This is a genomic window from Dialister histaminiformans (genome assembly GCF_900103425.1).
Lineage (GTDB): Bacteria > Bacillota > Negativicutes > Veillonellales > Dialisteraceae > Allisonella > Allisonella histaminiformans.
In genome coordinates this window covers 21,649-47,682 of sequence record NZ_FMXA01000015.1, presented here as the reverse complement: position 1 = coordinate 47,682, position 26,034 = coordinate 21,649, and the positions used below count along the sequence as shown (strand labels likewise).

23 protein-coding genes and 1 riboswitch are annotated in these 26,034 nt (G+C 45.8%); of the genes, 20 read left to right on the top strand and 3 right to left on the bottom strand.

What is annotated here, in order from left to right:
• The 3 genes from BLQ79_RS08490 to BLQ79_RS06150 all read left to right on the top strand — a co-directional run.
• A partial coding sequence (locus BLQ79_RS08490; RefSeq protein WP_143270093.1) for a DUF559 domain-containing protein occupies positions 1-165 on the top strand: 165 nt, incomplete at its 5' end.
• A 1,165-nt stretch (positions 166-1,330) separates the two neighbouring features.
• Entirely contained in the window at positions 1,331-2,749 is a 1,419-nt protein-coding gene (locus tag BLQ79_RS06155) for an alanine/glycine:cation symporter family protein (RefSeq protein WP_234944943.1), read from the top strand.
• 287 nt (positions 2,750-3,036) lie between these two features.
• A complete protein-coding gene (locus tag BLQ79_RS06150; protein ID WP_200779845.1) occupies positions 3,037-3,405 on the top strand; it encodes a four helix bundle protein in 369 nt (122 codons plus the stop codon).
• Here BLQ79_RS06150 and BLQ79_RS08450 read toward each other — a convergent pair.
• Positions 3,402-3,530: a hypothetical protein gene (locus BLQ79_RS08450; protein ID WP_268761824.1), complete on the bottom strand. Its 129-nt coding sequence runs from the start codon at positions 3,528-3,530 to the stop codon at positions 3,402-3,404. The two genes, BLQ79_RS06150 and BLQ79_RS08450, sit on opposite strands and share 4 nt — an antisense overlap.
• Positions 3,531-3,726: 196 nt before the next feature.
• Between BLQ79_RS08450 and BLQ79_RS06145 the strand changes: the two genes are divergently transcribed.
• From BLQ79_RS06145 to BLQ79_RS06100, 10 genes are all read left to right on the top strand, one after another.
• Positions 3,727-5,115, top strand: a complete 1,389-nt coding sequence (locus BLQ79_RS06145) for a peptidoglycan-binding protein (protein WP_091364883.1) — start codon at positions 3,727-3,729, stop codon at positions 5,113-5,115.
• A gap of 1,177 nt (positions 5,116-6,292) precedes the next feature.
• Positions 6,293-7,600 carry a GTPase ObgE gene (gene obgE / locus BLQ79_RS06140; protein WP_091364880.1) on the top strand — a complete coding sequence of 436 codons (1,308 nt, stop codon included), beginning with the start codon at positions 6,293-6,295 and terminating at the stop codon, positions 7,598-7,600.
• 1 nt (position 7,601) lies between these two features.
• The gene (gene yhbY, locus BLQ79_RS06135) at positions 7,602-7,895 is read left to right on the top strand and encodes a ribosome assembly RNA-binding protein YhbY (protein ID WP_091364878.1); all 294 of its coding nucleotides are present in this window, start codon (positions 7,602-7,604) and stop codon (positions 7,893-7,895) included.
• Positions 7,879-9,024, top strand: coding sequence for a glutamate 5-kinase (gene proB, locus BLQ79_RS06130; RefSeq protein WP_091364876.1), 1,146 nt, complete (start codon positions 7,879-7,881; stop codon positions 9,022-9,024). Before yhbY ends, proB begins: the two co-directional genes overlap by 17 nt.
• Positions 9,025-9,037: 13 nt before the next feature.
• Positions 9,038-10,294 (top strand): glutamate-5-semialdehyde dehydrogenase, encoded by a 1,257-nt coding sequence (locus tag BLQ79_RS06125; RefSeq protein WP_091364874.1) that lies wholly within the window; start codon positions 9,038-9,040, stop codon positions 10,292-10,294.
• Between the two features lie 157 nt (positions 10,295-10,451).
• The gene (gene nadD / locus BLQ79_RS06120; RefSeq protein WP_091364872.1) at positions 10,452-11,057 is read left to right on the top strand and encodes a nicotinate-nucleotide adenylyltransferase; all 606 of its coding nucleotides are present in this window, start codon (positions 10,452-10,454) and stop codon (positions 11,055-11,057) included.
• Between the two features lie 2 nt (positions 11,058-11,059).
• Positions 11,060-11,638 carry a bis(5'-nucleosyl)-tetraphosphatase (symmetrical) YqeK gene (gene yqeK / locus BLQ79_RS06115; protein ID WP_091364870.1) on the top strand — a complete coding sequence of 193 codons (579 nt, stop codon included), beginning with the start codon at positions 11,060-11,062 and terminating at the stop codon, positions 11,636-11,638.
• A complete protein-coding gene (locus BLQ79_RS06110) occupies positions 11,639-12,523 on the top strand; it encodes an LCP family protein (RefSeq protein WP_091364868.1) in 885 nt (294 codons plus the stop codon).
• Between the two features lie 19 nt (positions 12,524-12,542).
• Positions 12,543-12,929 (top strand): ribosome silencing factor, encoded by a 387-nt coding sequence (gene rsfS, locus BLQ79_RS06105; RefSeq protein WP_091364866.1) that lies wholly within the window; start codon positions 12,543-12,545, stop codon positions 12,927-12,929.
• A gap of 141 nt (positions 12,930-13,070) precedes the next feature.
• Complete coding sequence (locus tag BLQ79_RS06100; RefSeq protein ID WP_200779846.1) at positions 13,071-13,922, top strand: CvfB family protein; 852 nt, start codon at positions 13,071-13,073, stop codon at positions 13,920-13,922.
• Between the two features lie 1,233 nt (positions 13,923-15,155).
• Here BLQ79_RS06100 and BLQ79_RS06090 read toward each other — a convergent pair.
• On the bottom strand, positions 15,156-17,885 hold the full coding sequence (locus BLQ79_RS06090) for a heavy metal translocating P-type ATPase (protein WP_091364862.1): 2,730 nt from the start codon (positions 17,883-17,885) through the stop codon (positions 15,156-15,158).
• Positions 17,886-18,197: 312 nt separating this feature from the next.
• Positions 18,198-19,919, bottom strand: coding sequence for an Rqc2 family fibronectin-binding protein (locus tag BLQ79_RS06080; RefSeq protein ID WP_091364858.1), 1,722 nt, complete (start codon positions 19,917-19,919; stop codon positions 18,198-18,200).
• 248 nt (positions 19,920-20,167) lie between these two features.
• Between BLQ79_RS06080 and dapF the strand changes: the two genes are divergently transcribed.
• From dapF to metK, 7 genes are all read left to right on the top strand, one after another.
• Complete coding sequence (gene dapF, locus BLQ79_RS06075; protein ID WP_200779844.1) at positions 20,168-21,010, top strand: diaminopimelate epimerase; 843 nt, start codon at positions 20,168-20,170, stop codon at positions 21,008-21,010.
• Positions 21,011-21,025: 15 nt separating this feature from the next.
• The gene (locus BLQ79_RS06070) at positions 21,026-21,916 is read left to right on the top strand and encodes a YicC/YloC family endoribonuclease (protein WP_091364856.1); all 891 of its coding nucleotides are present in this window, start codon (positions 21,026-21,028) and stop codon (positions 21,914-21,916) included.
• Between the two features lie 11 nt (positions 21,917-21,927).
• The gene (gene remA / locus BLQ79_RS06065) at positions 21,928-22,209 is read left to right on the top strand and encodes an extracellular matrix/biofilm regulator RemA (RefSeq protein ID WP_091364854.1); all 282 of its coding nucleotides are present in this window, start codon (positions 21,928-21,930) and stop codon (positions 22,207-22,209) included.
• Positions 22,209-22,856 carry a guanylate kinase gene (gmk, locus tag BLQ79_RS06060; RefSeq protein ID WP_091364852.1) on the top strand — a complete coding sequence of 216 codons (648 nt, stop codon included), beginning with the start codon at positions 22,209-22,211 and terminating at the stop codon, positions 22,854-22,856. Before remA ends, gmk begins: the two co-directional genes overlap by 1 nt.
• Complete coding sequence (gene rpoZ / locus BLQ79_RS06055) at positions 22,853-23,068, top strand: DNA-directed RNA polymerase subunit omega (protein WP_091364850.1); 216 nt, start codon at positions 22,853-22,855, stop codon at positions 23,066-23,068. The genes gmk and rpoZ overlap by 4 nt, the downstream gene beginning before the upstream one ends.
• A gap of 12 nt (positions 23,069-23,080) precedes the next feature.
• Complete coding sequence (gene coaBC / locus BLQ79_RS06050; RefSeq protein ID WP_091364848.1) at positions 23,081-24,280, top strand: bifunctional phosphopantothenoylcysteine decarboxylase/phosphopantothenate--cysteine ligase CoaBC; 1,200 nt, start codon at positions 23,081-23,083, stop codon at positions 24,278-24,280.
• 260 nt (positions 24,281-24,540) lie between these two features.
• A riboswitch (SAM riboswitch) is annotated at positions 24,541-24,641 on the top strand.
• A 99-nt stretch (positions 24,642-24,740) separates the two neighbouring features.
• On the top strand, positions 24,741-25,943 hold the full coding sequence (gene metK / locus BLQ79_RS06045; protein ID WP_091364846.1) for a methionine adenosyltransferase: 1,203 nt from the start codon (positions 24,741-24,743) through the stop codon (positions 25,941-25,943).
• Positions 25,944-26,034 lie beyond the last annotated feature (91 nt).

The following is a 26,034-nucleotide window of genomic DNA, read 5'->3' as shown; positions in this document are numbered from 1 at the left end:
TACCGAAGAACGGTTTTTATGAAACAATTTGGTATTCTTGTATTACGATTTATGAATAAAGAGATATTAACGAACCTGTCAGGGGTATGTGAGTACATTGATTATGTGGTTAAGCAGAGGTTGAAAGAACTTAGGAGCAGACAGAGCCAGGAGCTTTACCTATAATTCCTTACGATGCACATACAGGAATCAACTCTCCGCCATCTACGATGGCCCTCCTCTCTCTCCAGAGAGGAAAACGTGCTGCATGCTTTCCTTTGCTACATAGACAGGTTGGAGGTATGTGGTTGGAGAGTGGATAAGGAACGTTTTTATAAAAAAGGCCATATGTAACATCCTTTTGCTTTCCCTTATCCCAACATAGAGGAATCTACTTTCCACCATCTTCGATGGTCTCCCTCTCTCTCCAGAGAGGAAAACGTTTTGCATGCTTCCATTAATCAGCTTTTGCATTCTTGCCCTTTGCAAGAAGAAAACCTTCCGCTTCACACCGTCCCAAATCCCATAGGAATTTGCCGACAGCAGACAAAGTTTGCGACCTTTACCCTCTCTCTCCAGAGAGGGAAATATCTTAGAAGCTTTCCTTCGGTATAGCTTCTACCTGTTAACGATTAGTCGAGGTATAGCACAAAATAGTAGATATACATTTTTTGACGAAGATATAAGTATCGAGGAAAAAACGCAATCTCAAAGAATGAATTTGAATTGATAGGGGCAGGGGCTCGAAGGTTTCCCGTTCTGGAGAGAAAGGGGGACCGCCAGCCAACGGCTGGTGGTGGAAAGTAGAATGCTGTATGTGAATCAATGGGGATAACGGTAATATGTTGCACTTCTTCCGCTTTATGAAAAAGCAAGAATGCAAAAGCTTCACAAAGGGAAACTTGCGAAACATTGCTCCTTTCTGGAGAGAAAGGGTGGACCATCCGCTGGGCGGATGGGGGATAGTTGATACCACGTTGTTTGGGTACAGGAAAGCATGCAAATGTTCTGAGTTCTTTTAGTCTGAAAGAAAGCCCACCAGGCTTTCGGTCTGAAGTCTGAAGAAAACCTTTCAGGTTTTCGTGTCTGATAGACTGCATTCTGCAGGCGGTCTGCCTTTATACAAAGAGGCAATACGCAGTATCCATCTGCAGATGCGCGAAGCAAATCTGCCAGCCTCTAACCTCTTATCTCTTATCTCAAACCTATCTTTATATTTCTCCCCATTGCTTTTTATACATATATAGTATAAAATTAAGAGAAAAGTTAATATCTTGTCAAAGAAGACTTACTGGCTTGTACTTTTATGGTACCTGTAAGTCTTTTTTTATGACACGGGAGGAAAGAAAGTATGATGGATTTTTTGAACAACATTGTATCTGACGTGAATGGGTTCCTCTGGACCTACGTCATCATTACATTGCTGGTAGTTGCGGGATTCTATTTCACATTCCGTCTCCGCTTTGTACAGATCAGACATTTTAAGGAAATGTTCCGGCTTATTGTCTCTTCTGCTGGTTCCAAGACAAAGGGGAATGAAATTTCTCCATTCCAGGCATTCTGTGTTAGCACCGCATCCCGCGTAGGGGTAGGTAATATTGCGGGTATTGCCATTGCAATTACCACCGGTGGTCCGGGAGCTATTTTCTGGATGTGGTTCATTGCCGTAGTTGGCGCAGCTACCGGATTTGTAGAATCCACCCTTGGCCAGATTTATAAGGTTCCGGTAACCGGCAAGAAGGGGGAAACTTCCTTCCGAGGCGGCCCGGCTTACTATCTGAAGTATGGTTTGGGATACAGTGCCTGGGCAGCTCTGTTTGCTGTACTCATTTCTGTTACTTACGGTATGATTTATAACTCTGTACAGGCTAACACCATCAGTCTGGCGCTCAATTCCGCGTTTGGTTTTGACAGGGCAGTTATGGGGATTATCCTGGCTATTGCCTCTGTAGCTATTATCTGTGGCGGTCTTGGTCGTATTGCACGTGTAACCGAATGGATGGTTCCACTGATGGCAGGCGTGTATATCCTGGTAGCTCTGGGAATCATGATTTATCACATCAACCTGCTTCCGCACGTTTTTGCAGAAATTCTGGAAGATGCATTCAGCTTCCAGGCAGCTGCTGGTGGCGGTATGGGTGCGGCTGTTCTTACAGGTTTCAAGAGAGGTCTGTTCTCCAACGAAGCCGGTGAAGGTTCTGTTCCGAATGCGGCAGCTACCGCTGATGCGGATCATCCGGTAGTACAGGGGCTGATTCAGTCTTTCGGTGTGTATGTAGATACTCTGTTTATTTGTTCTGCCAGTGCATTCATTATTCTCCTGTCTGGCGACTACACAACCACTAATCTGACGGGTATCGAATTGGTACAGTGGAATCTGTCTCAGTACTTTGGCTCTATTGCTCCATCTGCAGTAGCTATTCTGATTTTCCTGTTTGCGTTCAGCTCTATTGTAGGTAACTACTATTATGGTGAAATCAATATTTCCCACCTTACCAAGAAGAAGTGGCCACTTAATCTGTATCGTGGTCTGGTAGGCGTGATGGTATATTTTGGTTCTATTGCCGATCTGCCACTGGTATGGAACCTCGCCGACCTGTTCATGGCATTCCAGGTCCTGACCAACGTTACGGCCATCCTTATTCTCTTCCCGAGAGTTAAGGAAGCGCTGGATGATTACGAAACGCAGCAGGCAAATGGGGTAGCTTCTCCTAAGTTTGTAAAGAACGTTCTCAAGAACACCACCGGTGTGGTTTGGTGGCAGAACTGATAGGAGAGGTTAGAGGTAGGAGATTTGAGGTAGGAGGTCTGGCAGACTTGCTACGCTCATCTGCAGAATGATTCTGCGAATGGCATCTTCTTATATAACGTATCCAAAAGACTTCCAATTCAAATGGAAGTCTTTTTTGATGCCTTGAAGGAAATGAATATTAAAATACAAAATGTTAAAATTATGATATAATGATATTAATATAAGTACAGATTATAGAATTGGGGTTTATGAATTTGTATTTGTTTACTTAGGGTATTTTTTTGAGTAAGGGGGATTTGTGGATTATGGATCATAAGGATTTAATTGTCTGGCAGAAATCAATGGCGTTGGCGAGTTTTATCTATTCGTTAACTCGTGGATTTCCCAGGGAAGAGTTATTTGGGTTAACAAATCAGATAAGACGAGCAGTTATTTCCATTCCATCAAATATCGCAGAAGGGCTAAGCCGAGGTACTGATAAAGAGTTTGTCTTTTTTCTACGGGTTGCAAAAGGGTCAGCTGCCGAAGTGGAAACCCAGCTTCTAATTTCTAAAAATCTGGGTTATATAAACGACATGGAAATGAAACGAGCATTAGCATTGTACGATGAAATCATCCGAATGCTTGGCACTCTGATAATGAAGATAGGTAAAAGAATTGAGGCTGGAGGTTAGAGGTTTGGCAGATTAGCTTCGCGCATCTGCAAGTGGATTTTGCGAATGGTATTTCTTGTATAAGAGCCGAAAGAATCAAATGCAATACTGATTCTTTCGGCTTTTAATTTACCAAAGTTTTCCATATCCCCCTCTAACCTCCAACCTCAAAACTCAAACCTGTTTTTTAGCTATTCGCAGAATCCACGTGCAAATGAACGGAGTAAATTTGCTCCCTCCAGCCTCCTACCTCCAACCTCTTACCTCGCCATTTCCCAGGCGGGAAATGGCACAAAGTGGTAAATCATGATAAAATAAAAATGTTTTTACGGAGGTGGATACATGAAGGGAATAAGAAAAATTCTTCTGGCATCTCTTCTCACTCTGACGATGGCGGGCAGTGTTTCGGCTGCTTCTCTGTCCGGGGGAATGAAGGGACCTGAGGTTTCTCAGTTGCAACAGCAGCTGATAGACTGCGGTTATTTTGCCCGCCAGGTAGATGGGGATTATGGGTCCACTACGGTCAAAGCGGTTGAATTATTTCAGAAAGATCATGGACTTCGCGTAACCGGAATAGCGGATGACGCAACGCAGGCGGCCATTAAACGCGCCAAAGGGGGAACTCGTGCAGGTGGCGGAGTACTGATTGCGGAAGGAAATACCGGAGGTACATTAATTACTTACCAGCAGATTCTTCAGGCTAAAGGCTATCTGAAGGGCGGCGTAGACGGAAGATATGGCCCGGGAACGGTTAAGGCAGTTTCTGATTTTCAGAAAGCTTCAGGACTTCCGGTGTCCGGGGTGATTGATGAGTCCACCGCCAGTGCATTGCAGGCTGCTGACCCCAAATTGGGGCAGAAAGTCAATGCAGAAATGGCAAGACAGGCGCAGGTGCATAAGTCATCTTCGCAGAAGGTAACCTCTGCACCGGCTGTCAACGCGTTGCCACGAACAGCCCCTTCCCGTGTGGCACCATCCACTGGCGGAAGAACTTATCTGTTTGGAAAAGGGGATCAGGGGCCGGATGTAGCCTCTATTCAGACAAAACTGAAAAAGGCGGGTTTCCTTTCTGATAAGGCGGACGGTATATATGGAGATAATACCGTTAAGGCTGTCAGCACTTTCCAGAAAAAACTGGGACTTCCGGTAACCGGAAATGTGGATGCCAGGACCTTATCTGTTCTTAACAAGGTAATAGCCAAAAATAACCGGCAATCCGGCAGTCAGATGGAAGATGAGCTGGAACTGGGAGATTCAGGAGACCGGGTAGTAAAACTGCAAAATCTGCTTCTGCTTCACGGATATAATCCAGGGGGTGTGGATGGACAGTTCGGCAATGGTACGAAGCAGGCAGTAATGAAACTTCAGAAGAAAAATTCCATGCCGCTTACCGGTGTAGTGGATGAAGGAGTATGGAATCGTCTGAGTCGAGCACCATCTCTTACCGGAGATTATAAACAGGTGATGATTATGCAGTCTACCGCCTATGCGCCTAATGCCGGCGGAACCGGTTTTACATACAGTGGGAATTATGCTGGTAAAGGACATGCGGCTGTAGACCCGTCTGTAATTCCGATTGGAAGTGTCCTCTTTGTAGAGGGATACGGATATTGCATAGCCGATGATATAGGCGGAAGCGTTAAAGGAAACATCATCGATGTAGGTGTGGATACCATGGAACAGGCCTACAGCTGGGGAAACAAACAGGTGAAGGTGTACCTGGTGAGGTAAAGACAGGTTTGAGAATGGAGGGAACCGGTTATTAGGGGATGTGGCAGACAATGAAGCACTTCCCATTAGAATTCAGTTTCCTATTTTGACGAAGATATAAGTATCGAGAAAAACACGCAATCTCAAAGAATGAATTTGAATTGACAGGGGCAGGGGCTCGAAGGTTTCCCGTTCTGGAGAGAAAGGGCGGACCGCCAGCTTTAGCTGGTGGGGGAAAGTAGATTTCTGTATGTTAGAACAAAGGGTAGTATGGCTGATAAGTAGAAAATCAAAGATTGCATGAATGGTATGTCCATTTTGAGTAATTATTGGCAACATGTTTATGCTATTCCTACATTCCAACAAAGAGGATTCTACTTTCCACCGACATGCGTCGGTCCCCCTCTCTCTCCAGAGAGGGAAATATGTGATATCCTTCTACTTTCCTTTATTCAAACAAAGTGGAATCAACTATCCACCGACTTCGTCGGTCCCCCTTTCTTTCAAGAAAGGAGCATCGTTTTTCATGCTTTCCTTTAATCAGCTTTTGCATTCTTACCCTTTGCAAGAAGAGGATATTTGGTATCCAGGTCCGTATTAAAGCTTGATAAGGGTAAGAATGCGGATTGCCTGGTTACAATAATCCCAGAACAACAGCATGCTTTCCTACATTCCAACAAAGAGGATTCTACTTTCCACTGACTTAGTTTTATACTCTAACATAAGCCAGAATGTTGATGATTAGATAAAGGCAAGAATTCAAACGTTTCCCATTCTGGAGAACAACTATATCCAATGTTATACGTGAGACGTAATATGTTCGAGCAAGGGAAATTAGATTTCTTCTATGTCAGGAAGCAGGAAAGCCAGTTAGTGTATATAACATTTTGAACTGATGAAAATCCATGTGCAATATCCGCATTGTTATCCTTTATCCCCACAAAATAGAGAATCAAGATGAGTAGAATGCAAAGCCTGCACAAAAGTATCCAACTTTTGCAGTGAGCATGTTGTAAATATTTTCTCAAAATAAAACAAGGTCGTCAGAATGTATCTATATTCCTGACGACCTTTTCCATATCCATGCTCAAACCTCAAATCTCCATGCGGTCTTTATAACTTCCTGCATTTCCATCTGGGCCTGTATCTTGTATAATATAAGGTAAGACTTTATGCGTTTTTGACTGAGAGGTATATTATGTTTATTGATAGAGCGAGAATAATCGTTGAATCCGGAGCCGGTGGCGATGGAGCGGTGGCATTTCGCCGGGAAAAGTATGTTCCCCGCGGAGGCCCGGCTGGTGGTGATGGCGGTGAAGGTGGTTCTGTAATTGCTGTAGCTGATCAGGAAATCAACACACTGCAAGCATTCAGACGCCATCGCAAATGGGCCGCTAAAAAAGGGGAAAACGGGGGTGCCAAGGATTGTTTTGGCAAAGCAGCTGACGATGTACTGGTCCCGGTTCCGCTGGGTACACTGATTTATGATATTGACACAGGCAAATTAATTGCCGATATGACTCATCATGGTCAGCGGGTTGTACTGGCAAAAGGCGGACGGGGAGGCAGAGGCAATTCCCATTTCGCAACGCCTGCCGTAAGAGCACCAACTTATGCAGAAAAAGGGGAACCTGGGGAACGCAGAGAAATGCGTCTGGAACTGAAGGTGCTGGCTGATGTAGGTCTTCTTGGATATCCAAGTGTTGGTAAGTCAAGCCTTATCCGCAAAGTATCCGGTGCTAAGCCGCAGGTAGCTGCTTATCATTTCACTACATTGAATCCGATTCTTGGCATGGTTAACCTGGATGAATCCAGAAGCTTTGTTATGGCGGATATTCCAGGTCTTATTGAAGGGGCCAGTGAAGGGGTAGGTCTGGGGGATGAATTCCTGCGTCATATTGAACGCACCCGCGTACTGATTCATGTACTGGATGCTGCCGGCAGTGAAGGCAGAGATCCGATAGATGATTTCCATGTCATTAACCAGGAGCTGGCTAAGTACAGCGATAAACTGACGAAAAAGAAACAGCTGGTGGCCGCTAACAAGATTGACCTGATTACCGATATGTCAAAACTTGACAAGCTGAGAGAAGAAATCGAAGCGGAAGGGTATGAATTTTTCCCTATCTGCACTCTGGACGGCCGTGGATTGAAGCCGCTTATGGAAAGAGCATGGCAGATCATTGAAGCTACACCGAAGGTAGAATTGGAAACTCCGGATACTTCCATCATTTATGATGTGAAGCCTGATGATTTCAAGGTTAAGGTGGAAGATGGCGTTTATTATCTGACAGGTAAACGCGTACAGAAGCTTGTAAATATGACCAATTTTGATGATTATGTATCTCTTCGCCGTTTTGAAAAGGCATGGAAATACATGGATCTGGAAAAGCTTCTGAAGAAAGAAGGCATTAAAGAAGGCGATACCGTAAATCTGTACGGTGTGGAATTCACTTATACAGCAAGAAAACATGGAGAAGATACTCCACAGGAGGATGAAGAATAGTATGCTTACAGGAAAACAGAAACAGTATCTTAAAGCGCTGGCAAGTCATCTGCCGGCAACCGTTCAGATTGGCAAGGATGGTCTTACTTTTTCCGTTATTGACAGTGCAGAAAAAAATATCACAGCTAACGAACTGATTAAGGTAAAGATTAATCAGAATTCTGCGGAAGATATCCGTCATGTGGCAGAACTTCTGGCCGATAATCTCGGCTGTGAACTGGTACAGGTTATCGGACGCAACTGTGTACTGTTCCGTCAGAAAGATGATAAGTCACATTATGAACTCCCAAGATGAACTGAAAGCCAGACAGGCCATACCTGCTAAAAAGAGGGTGGTGGTTAAGATTGGAACCAGTTCTCTTACCTATCCGAACGGAAAACCAAACCTTCGTTTTTTTGACAGCATGGCCCGCCAGTTGATGGATTTGCAGAACCGCGGGTATGAAATGGTTCTCGTATCTTCTGGTGCCATTGCCATGGGTATGCCGAGTCTTGGCTATACGACCAAACCGAAGAATCTTCCGGAAAAGCAGGCCTGTGCAGCCGTTGGGCAGGGAACGCTCATGCATCTGTATGAAAAGTTCTTTCACGAATATGGCGGGATTGTTTCTCAGATTCTCCTTACAAAAGGGGATGCGCTGAATCCTAAACGATATCTCTATGCCCGTGGCTGTCTGGATGCGCTTCTTGCATTGGACGCTATCCCGATTGTTAATGAAAATGATGCGGTGACTGCCGATGAAATTAAGGTAGGAGATAATGATACCCTGTCGGCTGTAGTCGCAAGTATCTGTGAGGCAGATCTGCTGATTATCCTTTCTGATGTCAACGGGTTATATACAGATAATCCCTCTGCCAATCCTGATGCTCAGTTTATTTCCTATGTCGGCGAATTCTCCAGAAAATATATGGATATGGCTGGCGGAGCGGGAACTGCCCGTGGTACGGGTGGCATGCAGACTAAGATGAAAGCTGCGGAAATCTGTACCCGCTCGGGGATAGATATGGTAATTGCCAACAGCAGTATTCACGATGTTCTCTTTTCTATTATGGATGGTGAAGCCATTGGTACCCTGTTCCAGGCCGATAATGTGCATCCGCAGATGAAGAAGCGGCAGATTATTATTGGCTCTGCTATTAAAGGTAGAATCTATGTGGATAAAGGATGCCGGGATGCCATTGTGAATAATGGCTCCAGTCTCCTGCCGGTCGGTATTTTGCGGGCAGAAGGAAACTTCCATGTGGGAGATCCGGTATCCATCTGTTATGGAGATCAGGAAATAGCCCGTGGCATTACCCATTATGATGCAGAAGATGTGAACAGCATCCGCGGATGCCAGACGGACGACTTAAGCGAACGTCTTGGGTATGAAAAGACATATGACACGGTAGTACATCGGAATTATTTACTTGTAATCCGCTAAGGAGGAACATGATATGAACAGCAGTGAACTTAAAGCAGCGTGTCTGGAAGTTAAAAAAGCTTCCCAGGTGTTAGGCAGTCTTTCGGAATCAAAGAAGAATGAAGTACTCGGTGCTGTTCATGATGCTCTTCTGAAAGAGTCGGATTTCATCCTTGCGGAAAACGCAAAGGATATGGAACGCGCGGAATCAGTATTTCATCTGTCATCATCCATGAAGGAACGACTTAATCTGACTGAGAAGAGGATTGTCTCCATTGCGGAAGGGGTAAGACAGGTTATGACCCTCCCGGATCCATCGGGCAGGACTATCAGTGACCGTACATTGCCTAATGGCCTGGAAATCGTAAAGACATCCGTACATTTTGGTACGATCGCCATGATTTATGAATCCCGTCCGAATGTGACAGTGGATGCGGCAGTGCTTTGTCTCAAGAGTGGTAATGCCTGCATACTCCGTGGTGGCAAAGAGGCTCATTTTACCAATGCGGCACTGACACAGGTTATTCAGAAGGCTCTGGTATCCTGTAATGTACCAAAGCAGGCCGTATTCAGCATTCTGGATCCATCCCATGAGTTGGTAAACGAACTGCTTCATCTTCGTGGCATTATTGACCTGGTTATCCCCAGAGGCGGCCATCGCCTGATTCAGACGGTGGTAAGCAACAGCTCTGTTCCTGTGATTGAAACCGGAAGCGGGGTATGCCACACCTATGTGGATAAAGAAGCGGATTTGGACAAGGCAGTCAGAATCATAGTCAATGCCAAGGTTCAGCGTCCATCCGTATGCAATGCTATGGAAACCCTTCTTATCCATAAGGATGTAGCTGATGCTGCAGTGAAGAAGGTATTTCCTGAACTGGAAGCCTACGGAGTGGAAATCCGGGGTGATGAAAGAATATGTTCTCTGTGGCCTCATGCCATTCCTGCAGTGGAGGCAGACTGGAGTACAGAATATGGTGATCTCATACTTTCCGTCAGGGTAGTGGATTCTCTGGAAGAAGCCATAAATCATATTTCCCGTTATTCTACTCATCATTCGGAATGTATCGTCACTGAAAACAAGAAAAATGCACGCCTTTTTGTAAATGCTATTGATGCAGCCTGTGTCTATGTGAATGCGTCCACTCGTTTTACTGATGGTTTTGAATTTGGCTTTGGTGCTGAAATCGGCATCAGTACACAGAAACTCCATGTACGAGGCCCTATGGGACTGGAAGCACTGGTCACATGCAAATATAAGATATTCGGCGATGGACAGGTACGTGGATGAGCAATAAACAAAAGGATTTTTCCCTGGCGTATAAGCTCAGGTGGATATGGTATTATCTGACTAAGACGACAAAAGGCCGTTTTGAAGTGCGTCATTGTCTGGAAGTACTTGTTTTCATTATTATTTGTGTTTTATTCTTGGATGTAGCAATTTATTTATGTCACATAAAATAGGAATTTTCGGTGGTTCATTTAATCCCATACATATTGGACATCTGGTAATAGCGGAAGCTGCATGGCAGGAGTTTGGCCTGGAGAAGATTATCTTCATTCCCACTGCCGATACCCCGCAGAAGGATATGCATAATATAGATAAGTACCTTCGATATGAAATGGTCAGGCTGGCTATTGCAGGAAATGACCACTTTTCAATTTCTCCCATTGAGATTGAGAGGGAAGGCATTTCCTATACGGTGGATACCATAAGGGAACTGCGGGAACGCTGTGATGTGAACACCGATTTTTATTTTATTGCCGGTACAGATGCAGTAGCTGATCTGCCGGAATGGAAATACAATAAGGAGCTTCTCCATGCCTGCTACTTTATCAGCGCCAGCCGCCCGGAAAAGAAGGAAAAGCTTGCAAAAACCATTGCCTTTTTCGGTGAACTGGGAAAGGAGAAGATTCTTACACTGAAAACGCCTGAATTGGCCATTTCGTCAACCATTCTCAGGGATTGGCTTGCACGGGGAGTTTCCACGCGCTATCTTATGCCGGATTCCGTTATTCAGTTTATTAAAGAACATCATTTATACAGAAGGTAACCATGGATAAGAAGGAAATAAAAAAACGTTTGAAGGAATTGTTAAAAGATAAGAGATATATCCATTCGCTGGGAGTTGCTTCTGTTTCCCGCCACCTGGCTGAAAACTATGGGTATGCCGATCCTGACAAGGCAGAACTTGCCGGCCTCGTGCATGATTGTGCAAAAAATCTCCCTCTGGAGAAAATGCAACAGCTGGCAGATGAAGGCCGTATTCCCATGGATCTGGCACTATATAACAGTAAGGCGCTCCTCCATGGACCGGCCGGATCCGTTCTGGCGAGAAAACTGTTCAATATAACGGATGAGGAAATTCTGTCTGCTGTTTATTATCACACCACAGGACATCCGGATATGCAGCTTCTGGAAAAGATTGTTTTTCTGGCAGATTATATTGAACCATCCAGAGATTTTCCTGGCGTGGACAATCTTCGCCGGCTTTCAGAAATTTCACTGGATAAGGCGGTACTGGCAGCTTATGCATCTACCATTTCACATCTTTTGGATACCAATGCCTTCATTTATCCGCTAACCATGGAAGGGCGGAATGATCTGCTGAAAAAAATGGAAGAGGGGCTGTAAATGCGTAGAAGAAAATATCACATTCGTCTGGGAAAGCTGATGGCATTTATTCTGGTCATTATCGCTTTGTGTGGAGCCCTGGTTTATGCCGCCGCATCCATATACCGCTATGTGTCAATGAAATCTGATACGGGAACAGCAGAGACGGCTTCAGCACCTGATTATTATCTGCTGGTGGGGATAAATAATGACCCGGTGCCGTCTGCAGAGACGGTAATTGTCTGCTCTGTTGACCGCAAGACGAAACATCTGGAGCTGATTTCTGTGCCTGCCAGTACATCATCCGGACTTGGCATTGATGCAAAGAATCAGATTACGGTGGGGGAAGCTTATCGCAAGGGCGGAGTCATTGAAACCAAAAGCTGTATTGAAAATCTGATGCATATCCGTATTAACCATTTCATCATTTTCAATGAAAAAACATTTAATGAGGCTATGAACCATTTCGGAAATATAAATCTGTATGTGGAACAGGAAATGATGCATAATAAGGGAGATGGAACAGCCGATTTCCATCTGTACACGGGTTATCAGACTCTGGATGCTAATGGTGCGATGGCTTATGTACGCTACATGGATCCGGAACAGGATGAAATTGCCAGGATTCAGAGACAGCAGCGTTTTATGAAGACCTGTCTGCTTCAGATGCAGCAGCACTATGCGGTTACCAACTGGGAAATGGTGCGTCATTACTGGGCTCCTTATTATTCCAATGTTACCTATAAGGAAGCCGCATCTCTGGCTTATGATATTACTGGTTTCCCGGCTGAAAATATTCAGTTTGCCATTCTCCCAGGAGAGATGGAAAACAAAGATAAAAATACTAAGGTATGGGTAGTAAACCCGATTGAAATGCAGAAGACCATTGCTTCTACTATGAATTAAATAAAGGAGATTTTAATCAATGAATCAGGAAATTAAAGAAATTTGTCATGCTATTGCGGATAAGAAAGGTGTCCTTATCAAGGTTCTTAATGTGAGAGATCTGACATCTATTGCTGATTATTTCATTCTGGCTTCTACACGAAACAAGAAGCAGAGCCAGGCAGCTGCTGATGCGGTGGAAGACAAGATGGCAGAAAAGAAGGTTCACTGCCTCCGCAAGGAAGGCTATCGTGAAGGGGACTGGATCCTTCTGGATTTTGGTGACGTTATCGTTCATATCTTCACAGATGATGAAAGACGTCATTACGAACTGGACAGCCTCTGGAGTGAAGCACCGGCAGAAGAATATCATGAAGAAGATGATGAAGCCGATGGCTTTGAAGGCATGCTTAAGGTGAAAAGATAATTGATGGAAAAAGATATTACACAGAAAACAGTAAAAAAAGATTTTTCAAAAAGCCGTACCCAGAGATTCCACCCTGTTTACGATGAAGAAAAACAGCGAGAATACTCCGAACGGAACCGCAATTTTGTTCAGAAAAAAGAAATGACACTGAAGGAAAATTCTATTGCCACACTTCCAGTGGTCCGTGTGGCTGACTTTGGTGCATTCCTTTCCGCAGGTACCGGTGATTCCAATGATGATATTCTGCTTCATAATGCACAGCAGACGGAACCGGTAAAAGTTGGGGATCGGGTAAAGGTATTCCTGTATCATGACCCGCATCACCGTCTTACTGCCAGTATGCGATTGCCAAAGGTTAAGGACGGGGAAATTGCCTATACTGATGTCCTGCTTACTACTAAGTTTGGTGCATTTGTGGACGTGGGAACTGAACGAGGAATTTTTCTTCCTATTTCTGAAACCATAGGCCGTGTTCATCCTGGACAGAAAATCTGGATTAAGCTCTATACTGATAAGACAGGCCGTCTGGCTGTTACCATGCGTGGCGTGGCAGAAGATATGATAAAAATTGCAAAACCCGCTCATGGAATCAAGGTGGGTGGCAAGATTGAAGGTACTGTTTACAACATTACCCGATCTGGCGCGTTTATCATTACCCGCGAGAAGTGGATTGCTTTCCTCTATAAGGATGATATGCCGAGAAATCTGGAAGCTGGACAGGAAGTAACCGGTCGCGTCACCTTCGTACGTGAAGATGGCCGTCTGAACATTTCCCTGCGTCCTACTAAGGAAAAGGCAATGGATGCAGATATGGAAAAGCTGCTCGATTTTATGGAAAAACATAATGGTTTTATGCCATTTTCTGATAAGAGCAGTCCCGGCGACATCAAATACGCACTGGATATGAGCAAAGGCTCGTTCAAACGCGCACTGGGTCACCTCTACAAGATGGGCAGAGTCAAACTGGAAGAAGACGGAACAAGACTGGTGTAAAAAGACAGGTTTGAGACAGGAGAAAAGCAGAATCACTTCGCTTATCTGCAAATGATGGTCCACAGTTCCTTTATATAGAAAACCCGTAAGAATTTTCTATGATCGGTGGGCCGGTCGGCTTTAAAGCTTGAGATAAGTAGACAATCATGCAGGCTTTCAGACATGAAAACCAGAAAAGCTTTCTTCAGAAAAAACGGCAGGAATTTTTCCTGTCGTTTTTTGATGTGGTTGGGAATTGCAGTGGGAACAAGACTGATCTTAGAATTGAGTATGCGGGTGACGAGGAGGAAAGGCATATCATATACTCGTCATTCCCCCTCTCTCTCCAGAGAGAAAAATCGTAGAGTAAGAATTTCTTTAGCCAAAAAACGGAACCGCTTACTTTTATGGCAAAAGGATATATGTTCGTGACGGCCTTTATACACAGACATATGCCAGGAGGCTAAAGGTTAGATAACGGAATGTTCTCTTGTAAAAAGGAAAACAAGCAAAAGCCGATAGATGGAAAGCATGCAACACGTTTCCCGTTCTGGAGAGAAAGGGCGGACCGCCAGCCTTTGGCTGGTGGGGGAAAGTAGATTGCTGTATGTTAGAACAAAGGGGAATATTGCTGAAGCTTTGAGTTATAATTTGCTTATGTATAGAGGGGGACATATGGGGAAAAAGGGAATTTATTTGTCAAAGTATATTTATGGAAGGCCCAAGGCGGAAAATCATGCTCGACATCTTCGTAAGACAATGACACGGAAGGAAGTATGGTTGATGAGCTAAAAGCAAAAGACCGTAAGAATGCAGTAGCATCCAAATGGAAAGAACATAGCAAGTTTCCCGTTCTGGAGAGAAAGGGTGGAATGATGACAATAGCTTGTCGTCATTGGCTGTAAGTCCATAGAATTATGAAATCTTTGATTTCAATACTATTGACAGCCCGGTCTTTGTTGGCTGGTGGGGGAAGGTAGATTGCTCTATGTTTGAATAAGGGAAAGTATCTGTATGTTTGATAAGCTTTGTGCATCATCTCATCTTCGTATGTTGTAATACAGGAAACAACACTTTTGTACTGTATTCCTTGCCCTGTATCTCCAATAAAAAACGTCAGGAATAAATTGGTATTCCTGACGTTTTTTATTGGAATTGAATCGCTGTGCAAAGCAAAAAGATCGCACAGCCTTTAGTCTTTCTAAATTCCCGCGACTATCCTTTATATGCCAAAAGCCAGGATATTTCAGAATCTTACTGTTTCTGAGAATCTCTGAGCAGTGTCATGGAGAAGAGGATGCAGAGTAGAGTGACTCCTGTATCGGCGAATACGGCGAGCCACATGTTGGCGTAACCGGCAAATCCGAGCAGCATGACCAAGGCTTTAACTGTCAGTGCAAACAGGGTGTTAAATTGGGCAGTTCTCACGGTTTTCTTTGCCAGTCGGATAGATTCCGGAATGGAAGAAACCTGAGAGGTCATGTACACGGTATCCGCTACGGTGATAGCAGCATCGGAACCGCTGCCCATAGCGGCGCCTACATCGGCTCCGGCCAGCACCGGCGCGTCGTTAATCCCATCCCCGGTAAAGAGAACAGGGCCCCTTTCTATGCGGGTGTTCTGCATTTCCTTCAGCTTGTCTTCCGGAAGAAGACTGGCGTGTACTTCGTCTATATGCAGTTTGTCAGCTATCATCCGTGCGGATTTTTCTGTATCGCCTGTGAGCATGACTACATGCAGTCCCATGTCATGCAACTGGCGTACCGCATCGGCTGCGTCATCTTTTGGTGTATCGGCTATGCAGATTTTTCCGGCCAGATGATTATTGACAGCCACATAGATGGATGTGCCTTCCCAGGTATCCGCGGTATTTACAGGAATTCCTCTGGCAAGCATCCATTTCCTGTTTCCTACACATACATGATCATTTCCGGAGTTTCCTTCCAGCCCATGACCGGATATTTCCTGAACATCAGTAAATGGCTTGGCCTGACAGTCTCTGGCCCGGGCGGCATTGACAATGGAATGGGCTATAGGGTGAGTGGAATAGGTTTCCAGACCCGCTGCCAGGGACAAAAGTTCCATTTCTTCTATACCCGGTTCCCGTTCAATGCGGACAACGGAGAAACGGCCTTTAGTCAGGGTTCCTGTTTTGTCCAGAAGTACATTCCGGATTGTTGCCATCTTTTCTATAACCTGTCCGCTCTTAAACAGGATTCCCTTTTTAGAAGCGGCACCAATGCCTGCAAAGAAGGAAAGGGGCACAGAAATAACCAGGGCGCACGGGCAGGAGATAACCAGGAAGGTCATAGCTGTATAAATCCAGTGCTTCCAGCCACCCATCCACAGGGGTGGAAGGATTGCAGTAATTAAGGCAATGCCTACGACAACCGGTACATAGATACGGGAAAATCGGGTGATGAACCGGTCTAATTCCGGCTTGGTGGCCGCTGCGTTTTCTACCGCATCCAGAATACGGGTTACCATGGATTCCGAAAGTTCCTTGGTTACCTGCATAGTCAGTGTTCCTTCCAGATTGACGCATCCGGAGACAAGGCTGATTCCCGGATGTATCTCTCTGGGATCGGACTCTCCGGTGATAGGAGAGGTGTCCACATGGGAATTGCCGCTGAGGACGATGCCATCCAGAGGGATACGGTCTCCCGGGCGAATCATCAGTGTGTCGCCTACATGGATGGAGGATGCGTCCACAGTAGTTTCTGTGCCATCCTTTAGAAGGATGACCGTATCAGGCCGCATATCCACAGCTTTCGTAATCTCACGGCGGCTCTTTTCGGATGCTCTGTCTTCCAGCACTTCGCCTATACGGAAGAAGAACAGTACACCGGACGCTTCCGGATATTCACCTACTCCCAGAGCACCTGCGGTAGCGATGGTCATGAGCACATTTTCGTCAAACCATTCACCATGCCGGATATTGCGAATCAGATTTTTAAATACCGGCCAGCCGAGAAGAAGGTAGCTTGCCAGAAGCAGAACAATTCCCCAAAGGCGGGGTACCTGGGGCAGATAATACAGGATGAGCCCCAGAATGTAGCAGGCCAGTCCTGCTGGAAGGGTTCTGTCTTTTGATTCAGCGGATGGTTTTTCTTCCTGCGCTTCTGACGCGTCCACTATACGGGTTCCCGGTTCAATGGCATTGCAGGCTTCCCTGAGGGAAGGGAGAAGGGCATCCGGATTCAGTGCTGTCAGTCTCAGCTTTTTGCTCGCATAGGAGATTTCCGCGGAAATGACACCTTCCTGCTGGTTTATAATCTTTTCCAGCTTAAGGGTGCAGTTCGGACAGTCCAGAGTCGGCATATCGTAGGTTTTAGTGACTGCCTTTTCCGGGGATGTAAACGGCATAATCTGAATTTTCGGATCGATTCGAGCGGCTGTCTTTTTCAGGGAGGGAAGGACATGAGACATATCTTCCCTGGAGATGACATACAGCATCTTGGTCCGGAAACTCAGGGATGCAAAAAACACAGCCGGGAGACGGCGGAGGGCACTTTCCAGGCGGGCTGCACAAATGAGGCAGTCCAGATGAGCGAGAGAATAGATACTTTCGTGATATGTCTTACCCAGAAAATTACAGGTGCATTCTGACAGAGAACGTCCACACTGGTCGCAGAACTTTATCAGTTCTTCACACTGTGTGCAGTGACAGTCGGCTCTGTGTCCTTTCAGCGGATGCCGTATTTTCTGTTCATGGTAATGACCGAAAGCGATGCGTTCATCTTCCTTACGCGCATTTTCGTCTTTCATCACATCATCGGTATATTCTTTCAGTGCTTTCAGATCCGAATCTTGGCTGTGATCATGAATAGTTGTTAATTGAGGTTGCGAGGGGCCATCATCATCTGAGGATGGGCTTTCTCCTGAGGAGGAGCTTCCATTCCGGCTCTGATGATTCTGGCCGTGTGTTCCATGACATGCATGGCATGCACAGTTGTGTGCATGAGGTGTTTCGTGCTTATGCATAGTAAAGACTCCTTTATAAAAAATATCTGGTGCATGAATCAGCACCTGGCCTATTTTAACATAGGGGAAAGGGAAAATGCGATAGAAGGATGGGGATACATAGATGAGCGGATAAGCACTTTGCTCGGTCCGCAGGTCTTTGATAAGGAGTTGAATCAAATGACGACAAGATATTGCCCTCATTTCCTCGAAAACTTCGGTGAGAAGATTTCAAGGAAATGAGGGCAAATACGGACCTGTTAAGCCTGCATATTTAACACGAACAGGGACTCTCTGGTTAATAGTTCGAATGTGCGTATTAACACTATATCACTACGGTTCCGGTGTTACTACGAGGGTTTTCTGGTGGGAGTAATTAACCAGTCCTGGAGGTCCCTGTGGGATTTTCTTTACATATTTGATGAGAGTGTAGTCTACGCTGACTTTTCCTGAATCCCGGCCCTGACTGTGTTTAGCGGCGAGTCGGGCGGCGTGGAGGAGTACATTTTCAGGAATTTCTTCCCGCGCGTCTTGTCTGTGAATGACTACATGGGAGCCAGGAATTTTCTGGGCGTGGAACCATACATCCTGCTTGTCGGCCTTATGGAGGGTAAGATACTCGTTCTGAACGTTATTGCGCCCGATATAGATGGTGAATCCATCTACGGTTACTGTGGCTAGTTCCGGATTCCGGCTGTTCTTCTTATGGCCTGGTCTGCGGGTTTCCTGTTTGTGGATACCGGCGGCCTTCAGTTCTTCTTTCAGCGCATCCAGTGCCTTTCTGTCTTTTACATCAGCGGCAAAGAAGGCCAGGTTGTTCAGATATTCCTGCATCTGCTGGCATTCTTTAATCTTCTCCGCGCCAATTTCCTTGCGCTTTTTCAGCTTATTGTACTTTTTGAAGTAGAGCTGGCTGTTGGAGGAAAGGTTCAGTTCCGGATTCAGTGGAATAGTTATATCTACCGGCGGGTCGACAAATAGGTTAGATACGGTTATGGATTTCTCGTGGGGAACTTTCTGCCATGCGTTAATGGAAAGGAGATTACCCCAGAGTTTATATTCTTCCATTTTAGCGGTTTCATTCATTTCTTCCCGGATTTTCCGCTCTTTCCGGAGTTCCTTCTTCCATGCGGAATGAATCTGTTTTTCCAGATTCTTTACCGCAGCGGCAATAACCCCGCCTGAGCTGGATACTTCCTGATAAATCCAGTCATTGACTGACACATGGGTGTATGGAAGGGAATCAGAAAGGGGAATCGCCGACCGGGATACCCGGCCGCTGGCATCGGTATAAAGATAGAGACCGGTGGTATCCGCGATTTCCTGAGCCACGTTGTACAGGGCATGTGCCAGTTTATCTTTTCCTTCGCCAGTTAAAGTGGAATACAGATCATCATATCCGATATTTGCCACGGTACAGATCTTTTCCACTACCTGACGGTTGAGACCATTAAACAGACGGAAAAGGATGGATGGCGCGGTGTCATCATCTTCTGTAGACGGATAGTCCAGTACATTCCGGAGTTCTGCTTCTGAAAATTCCATAAAATTCATGCGCCCGGAATTCTTAGGCAGGGTATATTCCACCTGAGGGAGAACGGTCCGGTCTTCTTTCCGGCTGTGGATACATGCGTCCAGAATGGTTCCATCCTGGGTAAGGATGATATTCGGAGCCGATGGAAGGAGTTCACAGTAAAGATACCGGGAAACAATGGCACTTCCATCTTCAATGCGATTAAACTCAATACGGACAATGCGGTCCATGTTTATCTGGGTCACAGAGGCAATACGGCTTCCTTCCAGATGTTTCCGCATGGACATGCAGAATGTCTGGGAAGGAATAAAATTCGTATTTTTTCTCTTATGGCTCAATACGCAGAGATATGTAGGGGTATACGCGCAAAGAAGAAGATGCATGGGCTTCGCATCCGCACGGAATAATTCTATTTCAAACATACGGTCATCGGTCTGATGGATTTCACGAATCTGTGCGCCAATCAGCTGCTGATTCAATTCGTTTACCAGATGGCATATCATTAGGCTGTCAAGTTGCATAGTATGTCCTTTCTTCCGGTTAACACTATCCTGTTACACTGTATATAGGTTCGTCAGGCAAAAAGCGGAGAGTTTTTACCTGATTAGTGGTTTTAAATAGACAACAGACATTATTTCGTCTGTATGCTCGCCGTTTCTTAGTATATCATTTTACATTTACCCATGGTAATGCTAAAATGTATTAATATATTTTTGATGACTATGTGCCGTTTTCAGATAGGGAAACGACATCAGAAAGGGAGATTTCAATGCATTTTACTAAGTGGAATGGATGCGGCAATGACTTCGTATTTATTAATGCCATGCATATGGATGACCTGAAACCTGTACTCGACAAGTGTGAACGCATTTGTGACAGACATTTCGGCATCGGTGCGGATGGCATTATTTTTGTTTTGCCCTCCCAGAAGGCGGATCTCCGTATGCGTATTTTTAATGCGGATGGTTCTGAAGCTGAAATGTGCGGTAATGGAATCCGATGCTTTGCCAGATGGGCCTATGAACTGGGCCTGGTAAGTACTCGCCGGTTCTCTGTAGAAACAGGGGCTGGAATCCTCTATCCGGAAATCCTGGATGACCACAGAGTGCGCGTGGATATGGGGGCACCTCATCTGGAAGCCGCTGTGGTTCCTACTACCGGATTTTCAGGAAATCCCGTGGTTTCAGAAGAACTGGTCTCTTCCACAGGCAGTCACTATAAGGTCACCTGTGTTTCCATGGGCAATCCGCACTGTGTCATCTTTACGGATAATGTGCCGGATGATGAATTCCTGAAGAAGGAAGGATCCGCTATAGAAAAAGATGTGCATTTCCCAAGGAAGACCAATGTAGAGTTCGTCCATCCTCTGGGAAACAATCGTTTCCGTATGCGTGTATGGGAACGGGGAACAGGAATTACCATGGCCTGCGGCACCGGATGCTGCGCTACGGCAGTTGCGGCCATTCTCAATGGACTGGCCAAAGATGAAGCCTACATTGACGTGGATGGAGGCACACTGCATATTTCCTGGAAAGGCGGAGACAGTCATGTATTTATGACCGGTCCGGCAGCGATGGCCTTTGAAGGGGATTTTACCCCGGAATTAATCTGAAGGGGAGGTAATCTCATGCAGAGTATGACCGGATATGGAAGCGGAAGTGCTTCTCATGCGCTGGGGACGTTGGAAGTCAACATCCGTACCGTAAACAGCCGTTTCCTTGAAATATCCTTACATGATTCCAAAATACCGGCAGCGGTATCTCAGACGGTTTATCAGATGGTAAAGGATTCACTGGAACGGGGCAAGGTAACGGTAAAGATATCTTTCATCCCCGCTCAGGGAGGCAGCGGCCGTCAGGTACATGTGGATAAGGAACTCCTGTCTGCCTATGTGAAGGCGCTTCAGGAACTGAAGCATGTTAAAGGCATCAAAAAGAGCAAGGTGACCGTGCAGGATCTCCTGACCCTCCCAGAACCATGGCTTACTGTGGAAGAACAGCAGATTCCGGAAGAGGAAATGATTGACCTGGCCAGAGAAGCGGCTTCGGAAGCCATTCAGCAGCTCATTGCCATGCGTGTACGGGAAGGTAAAAATCTCACCGAAGATTTGCTTAAGCGCCTGGACTGGATTGAGAATAAGCGTCAGTTCCTTATGGACCATGCCAATGAAGCGGTATATGCCTATGAAAACCGGTTTAAGGCCCGCCTGATTGAACTGCTTGGCGGTCTGCACATCGCGGTAGATGAAGGCCGTATCCTTACGGAAATCGCCGCCTACGCGGAAAAGACCGATTTTACAGAAGAGGTTGTCCGTCTGGGAAGTCATCTGGATCAGTTTCGTAAGATTCTGCGTTCTGATGGCCCGGAAGGTAAGAAACTTAACTTCCTTCTTCAGGAAATCAACCGGGAAGTCAATACCACCGCCTCCAAGGCAGATAATCTTGACATAGTTAATTGTGTTATAATGATTAAAACTGAACTCGAAAAGATGCGAGAACAGGTTCAGAATTTGGAATAGAGGTATGACATATGGCTTTTTCACTGATTAACATCGGCTTTGGCAATATGGCAGCTGCCAATCGTATCATGGCAATTATCAGTCCTGAATCCGCTCCGGTAAAACGTATTGTACAGGAATCCCGTGACCGCGGGCAGCTCATTGATGCCACGTATGGCCGCAAGACGCGTGCAGTACTTATTATGGATACCGGGCAGATTATTCTGTCTGCTGTACAGCCTGAAACTATTTCTCATCGCCTGTTGACTAAGGATATTGTAAGTGCTGAATCTGAGGAGCTTGACGAAGAATAATGAACACAACTAAAAAAGACAAGGGAATACTTCTGGTAGTATCCGGCCCATCTGGGGCTGGTAAGGGAACAATCTGTGCGGCTATCCGCAAGATTTTCCCAAAACTGAATTATTCCATTTCCATGACTACACGAGCTCCACGTAAAGGGGAAGTAGAAGGGACAAGTTATTTCTTCCGCACGAATGAAGAATTCGAGAAACTGATTAAGGAAGATGCGTTCCTTGAATATGCCCGGGTGTATGATCATTATTACGGTACACCTAAGAAGTATGCTCTCGATAAAATTGAAAACGGAGAATCCGTACTTCTGGAAATTGATATCCAGGGAGCTATGCAGGTTAAGCAGAGATATCCACAGGGGGTATTTGTTTATGTAGTACCTCCGTCTCTGGATGTTCTTTCCGCCCGTATTCATGGCCGTGGGACAGACAGCGAGGAAGTAATTCAGAAGCGTCTGGCAAAGATTACCGATGAGCTGGCTATGGCGCATAAGTACGATTACATCATTGTCAATGATGTGCTGGAAGATGCTGTACACAAGGTCTGCTCCATTCTGGAAGCAGAATCCTGTAAGTTGTCCCGCAATGAAGGACAGGTAGAAGTTATATTTAATCAGTATATTAACAAGGAGGTTGGTTCCAAATGATGAGTTATCCGTCTATCGACAGCCTGGTAAAGAAAGTCGATAATAAGTATACTCTGGTTACCCTGGCCGCTATGCGTGCCCGTGAATTGAATGATGGTGCTGCACCACTGGTTGAAGGTGCAGAAGGCAAAAAGACCGTAAGTATTGCTCTGCAGGAAATTGATGATGGCAAGATTACCTATGCGGATGCAAGTCGTATTCGCAACCGTTAAAGCGGAGGCCTTATGAACTTTAAAGGCAAACATATTGTACTGGGAGTAACAGGCAGCATTGCTGCCTATAAGGCATGCGGACTGGTAAGCCACCTTCGTCAGATGGGTGCAGAAATCCGTGTCATTATGACGGAACATGCAACTGAATTGGTAGCATCCCGTCTGTTTGCTGAATTGTCTGGTAATCCGGTAGCTGTGAATATGTTTGGCAAGGTCACAAACTTTGATGTTCGTCACATTGCGCTTGCCGCTTGGGCGGACATTTTTGTTGTGGCTCCGGCTACAGCCAACATTATCGGTAAAGTAGCGTCAGGAATTGGGGATGATATGCTCAGCACATCACTGATTTCTGCTCATTCGCCAATCCTTTTCGTTCCCGCTATGAACACACACATGTTTGATAATCCGATTGTGCAGGATAACATGAGAAAACTTCACAACTTTGGATATCATTTTGTGGATCCGGACAGCGGCCATCTGGCATGCAATGCCAGCGGCAAAGGACGTTTCCCTGAAGAAAGCAAGATTTTTTCAGCCATGGACCAGATTCTGAATGGTCGTGGACTACTGAAAGGTAAAAAAGTCCTTATTACTGCAGGCGGCACACGGGAAGCTATTGATCCGGTGCGCTACATTGGCAATTATTCCAGCGGAAAGATGGGATATGCCATTGCCCGTGCCGCTTTAAGGGAAGGAGCCATGGTTCACCTTATCAGCACAAATCCGCCGCTTCCTCATCCGGAAGGGGCCGATATGGAATACGTATCTTCCGCCGTGGAAATGAAACAGGCGGTGGATAGGCAGTATGACACCAGTGATGTGGTGGTTATGGCGGCAGCCGTTGCGGATTACCGTCCGGCCGCTGTGGCTGATCAGAAGATTAAGAAGGAAACCATGACTTCTCCGGATCTCAAACTTACCCTGAATCCGGATATCCTTCTGGGGCTGGGAGAAAGAAAGCAGAATCAGGTACTGGTTGGCTTTGCCGCAGAAACCAATGATGTAATAGCTCATGGCAGGGAAAAACTGGTCAGAAAGAATCTGGATCTGTTGGTAGCCAATGATGTATCCTCTCCGGAATCCGGTTTCCATGTGGATGAAAATCAGGTTTCTCTTCTCACTCCGGATGGCCATGTTTCCAGCTATCCACGAATGGCTAAAGAGGATATTGGCACACTTATTATTGAAAAGATTGCCAGTATCATGAAATAAGGTAAAAGACTGGAGGGGCAGATGGGATCTGCGTCCAGACGGCAAAATCTGTCACCGGAAGATTTCCGGAAATGGATTTTGCGAACAGCCTTCTTATAAAAGCATAAAGGCGACTTCCATTTTTACGGAGGCCGCCTTTTGTATTCTTTATTATTTTCTGAAAAGGGCACCCGATGAGTTGGCTTTTCCGCCCTGGCGTTTCCTTTTTTATTCTCCTCTTGCATTCTTCAGTAATTTCGTATAGTATATGAAAGACAGTGGTCTCATCAAGAGCAGCTGAGGGATTGGCCCAAGGACGCTGCAGCAACCATCCGTTTTGGACAAGGTGCTAATTCCATCAGCTTTTGCTGGCAGATGAGGGAATGACTTTTCACCCCCTCAATTGATTTTGAGGGGGTTTTTCGTATGAGTAAGCACTGCAATATACATATAATTGCCAGTAAGACCATAGGAGGAATATATGGCAGATAAATTTCTTTTCACATCTGAATCCGTGACAGAAGGTCATCCGGATAAAATTGCAGATCAGATTTCTGATACCATTCTGGATGCCATTCTTGCCCAGGACCCACATGGCCGTGTAGCCTGCGAAACTATCGTAACTACCGGTCAGGTACATGTATTCGGTGAAATCCGTACAACCGCTCATGTAGATTATGGCGCATTAATCCGTAAGACCATTAATGATATCGGATATACCAATGCCGATTATGGGTTCGACGGCGATCACTGCGGGATTCTTATTTCCCTGGGCCGTCAGTCCACTGATATTGCCATGGGGGTAGATAAGTCCAAGGAAGCTAAGAATGGGAACAAGGATAAGCTGGGAACCACCGGCGCTGGCGATCAGGGTATGATGTTTGGCTATGCTTCCAATGAATCCGAACCTTATTTCAAAGACGCATATATGCCGCTGCCGATTACCCTGGCGCATCGTCTGTCCTATCGTCTGGCTCAGGTCAGAAAGAATGGAGAAGTACCTTACCTTCGCCCGGATGGAAAGACCCAGGTTACTGTGGAATATGAAAATGGAAAGCCGGTTCGTGTGGATACCATCGTTATTTCCACACAGCATAACCCGGACGTTTCCCATGAACAGATTGAAAAGGACATGAAGGAAAAGGTGGTTAATCAGGTAATTCCGGCAGAACTGCTGGATGACCAGACTATTTATCACATCAACCCGACAGGCCGCTTTGTCATCGGAGGTCCGCAGGGGGATGCTGGGCTTACCGGACGCAAGATTATCGTCGATACCTACGGTGGTATGGCCCGTCATGGCGGCGGAGCTTTCTCCGGTAAGGATCCGACAAAGGTTGACCGTTCCGCAGCCTATGCAGCCCGTTATGTAGCCAAGAACCTGGTAGCTGCCGGCATTGCTGACCGCTGTGAAATTCAGCTGGCCTATGCTATTGGCGTAGCGGAACCGGTATCTATCTTTGTTGATACTTTTGGCACCGGCCGTATTTCTGATGAAGAAATCACTAAGCTTATACGCAAGCACTTTGACCTTCGTCCGGACGGCATCATCTCCATGCTGAATCTGGCACGTCCAATTTACCGCAAGACGGCTGCCTATGGCCACTTTGGCCGTCAGGATGTGGAATTCCCATGGGAATCCACCGATAAGGCCGCCATTCTCCGTAAAGAAGCCGGTTTATAATCAGAAGGCTTCCGGATATGATAAAATAAAGGGTGTGAAAACACCTTCTGTGCCATACAGGAACTGACTCAGATGTTTCTGTCTGACACGA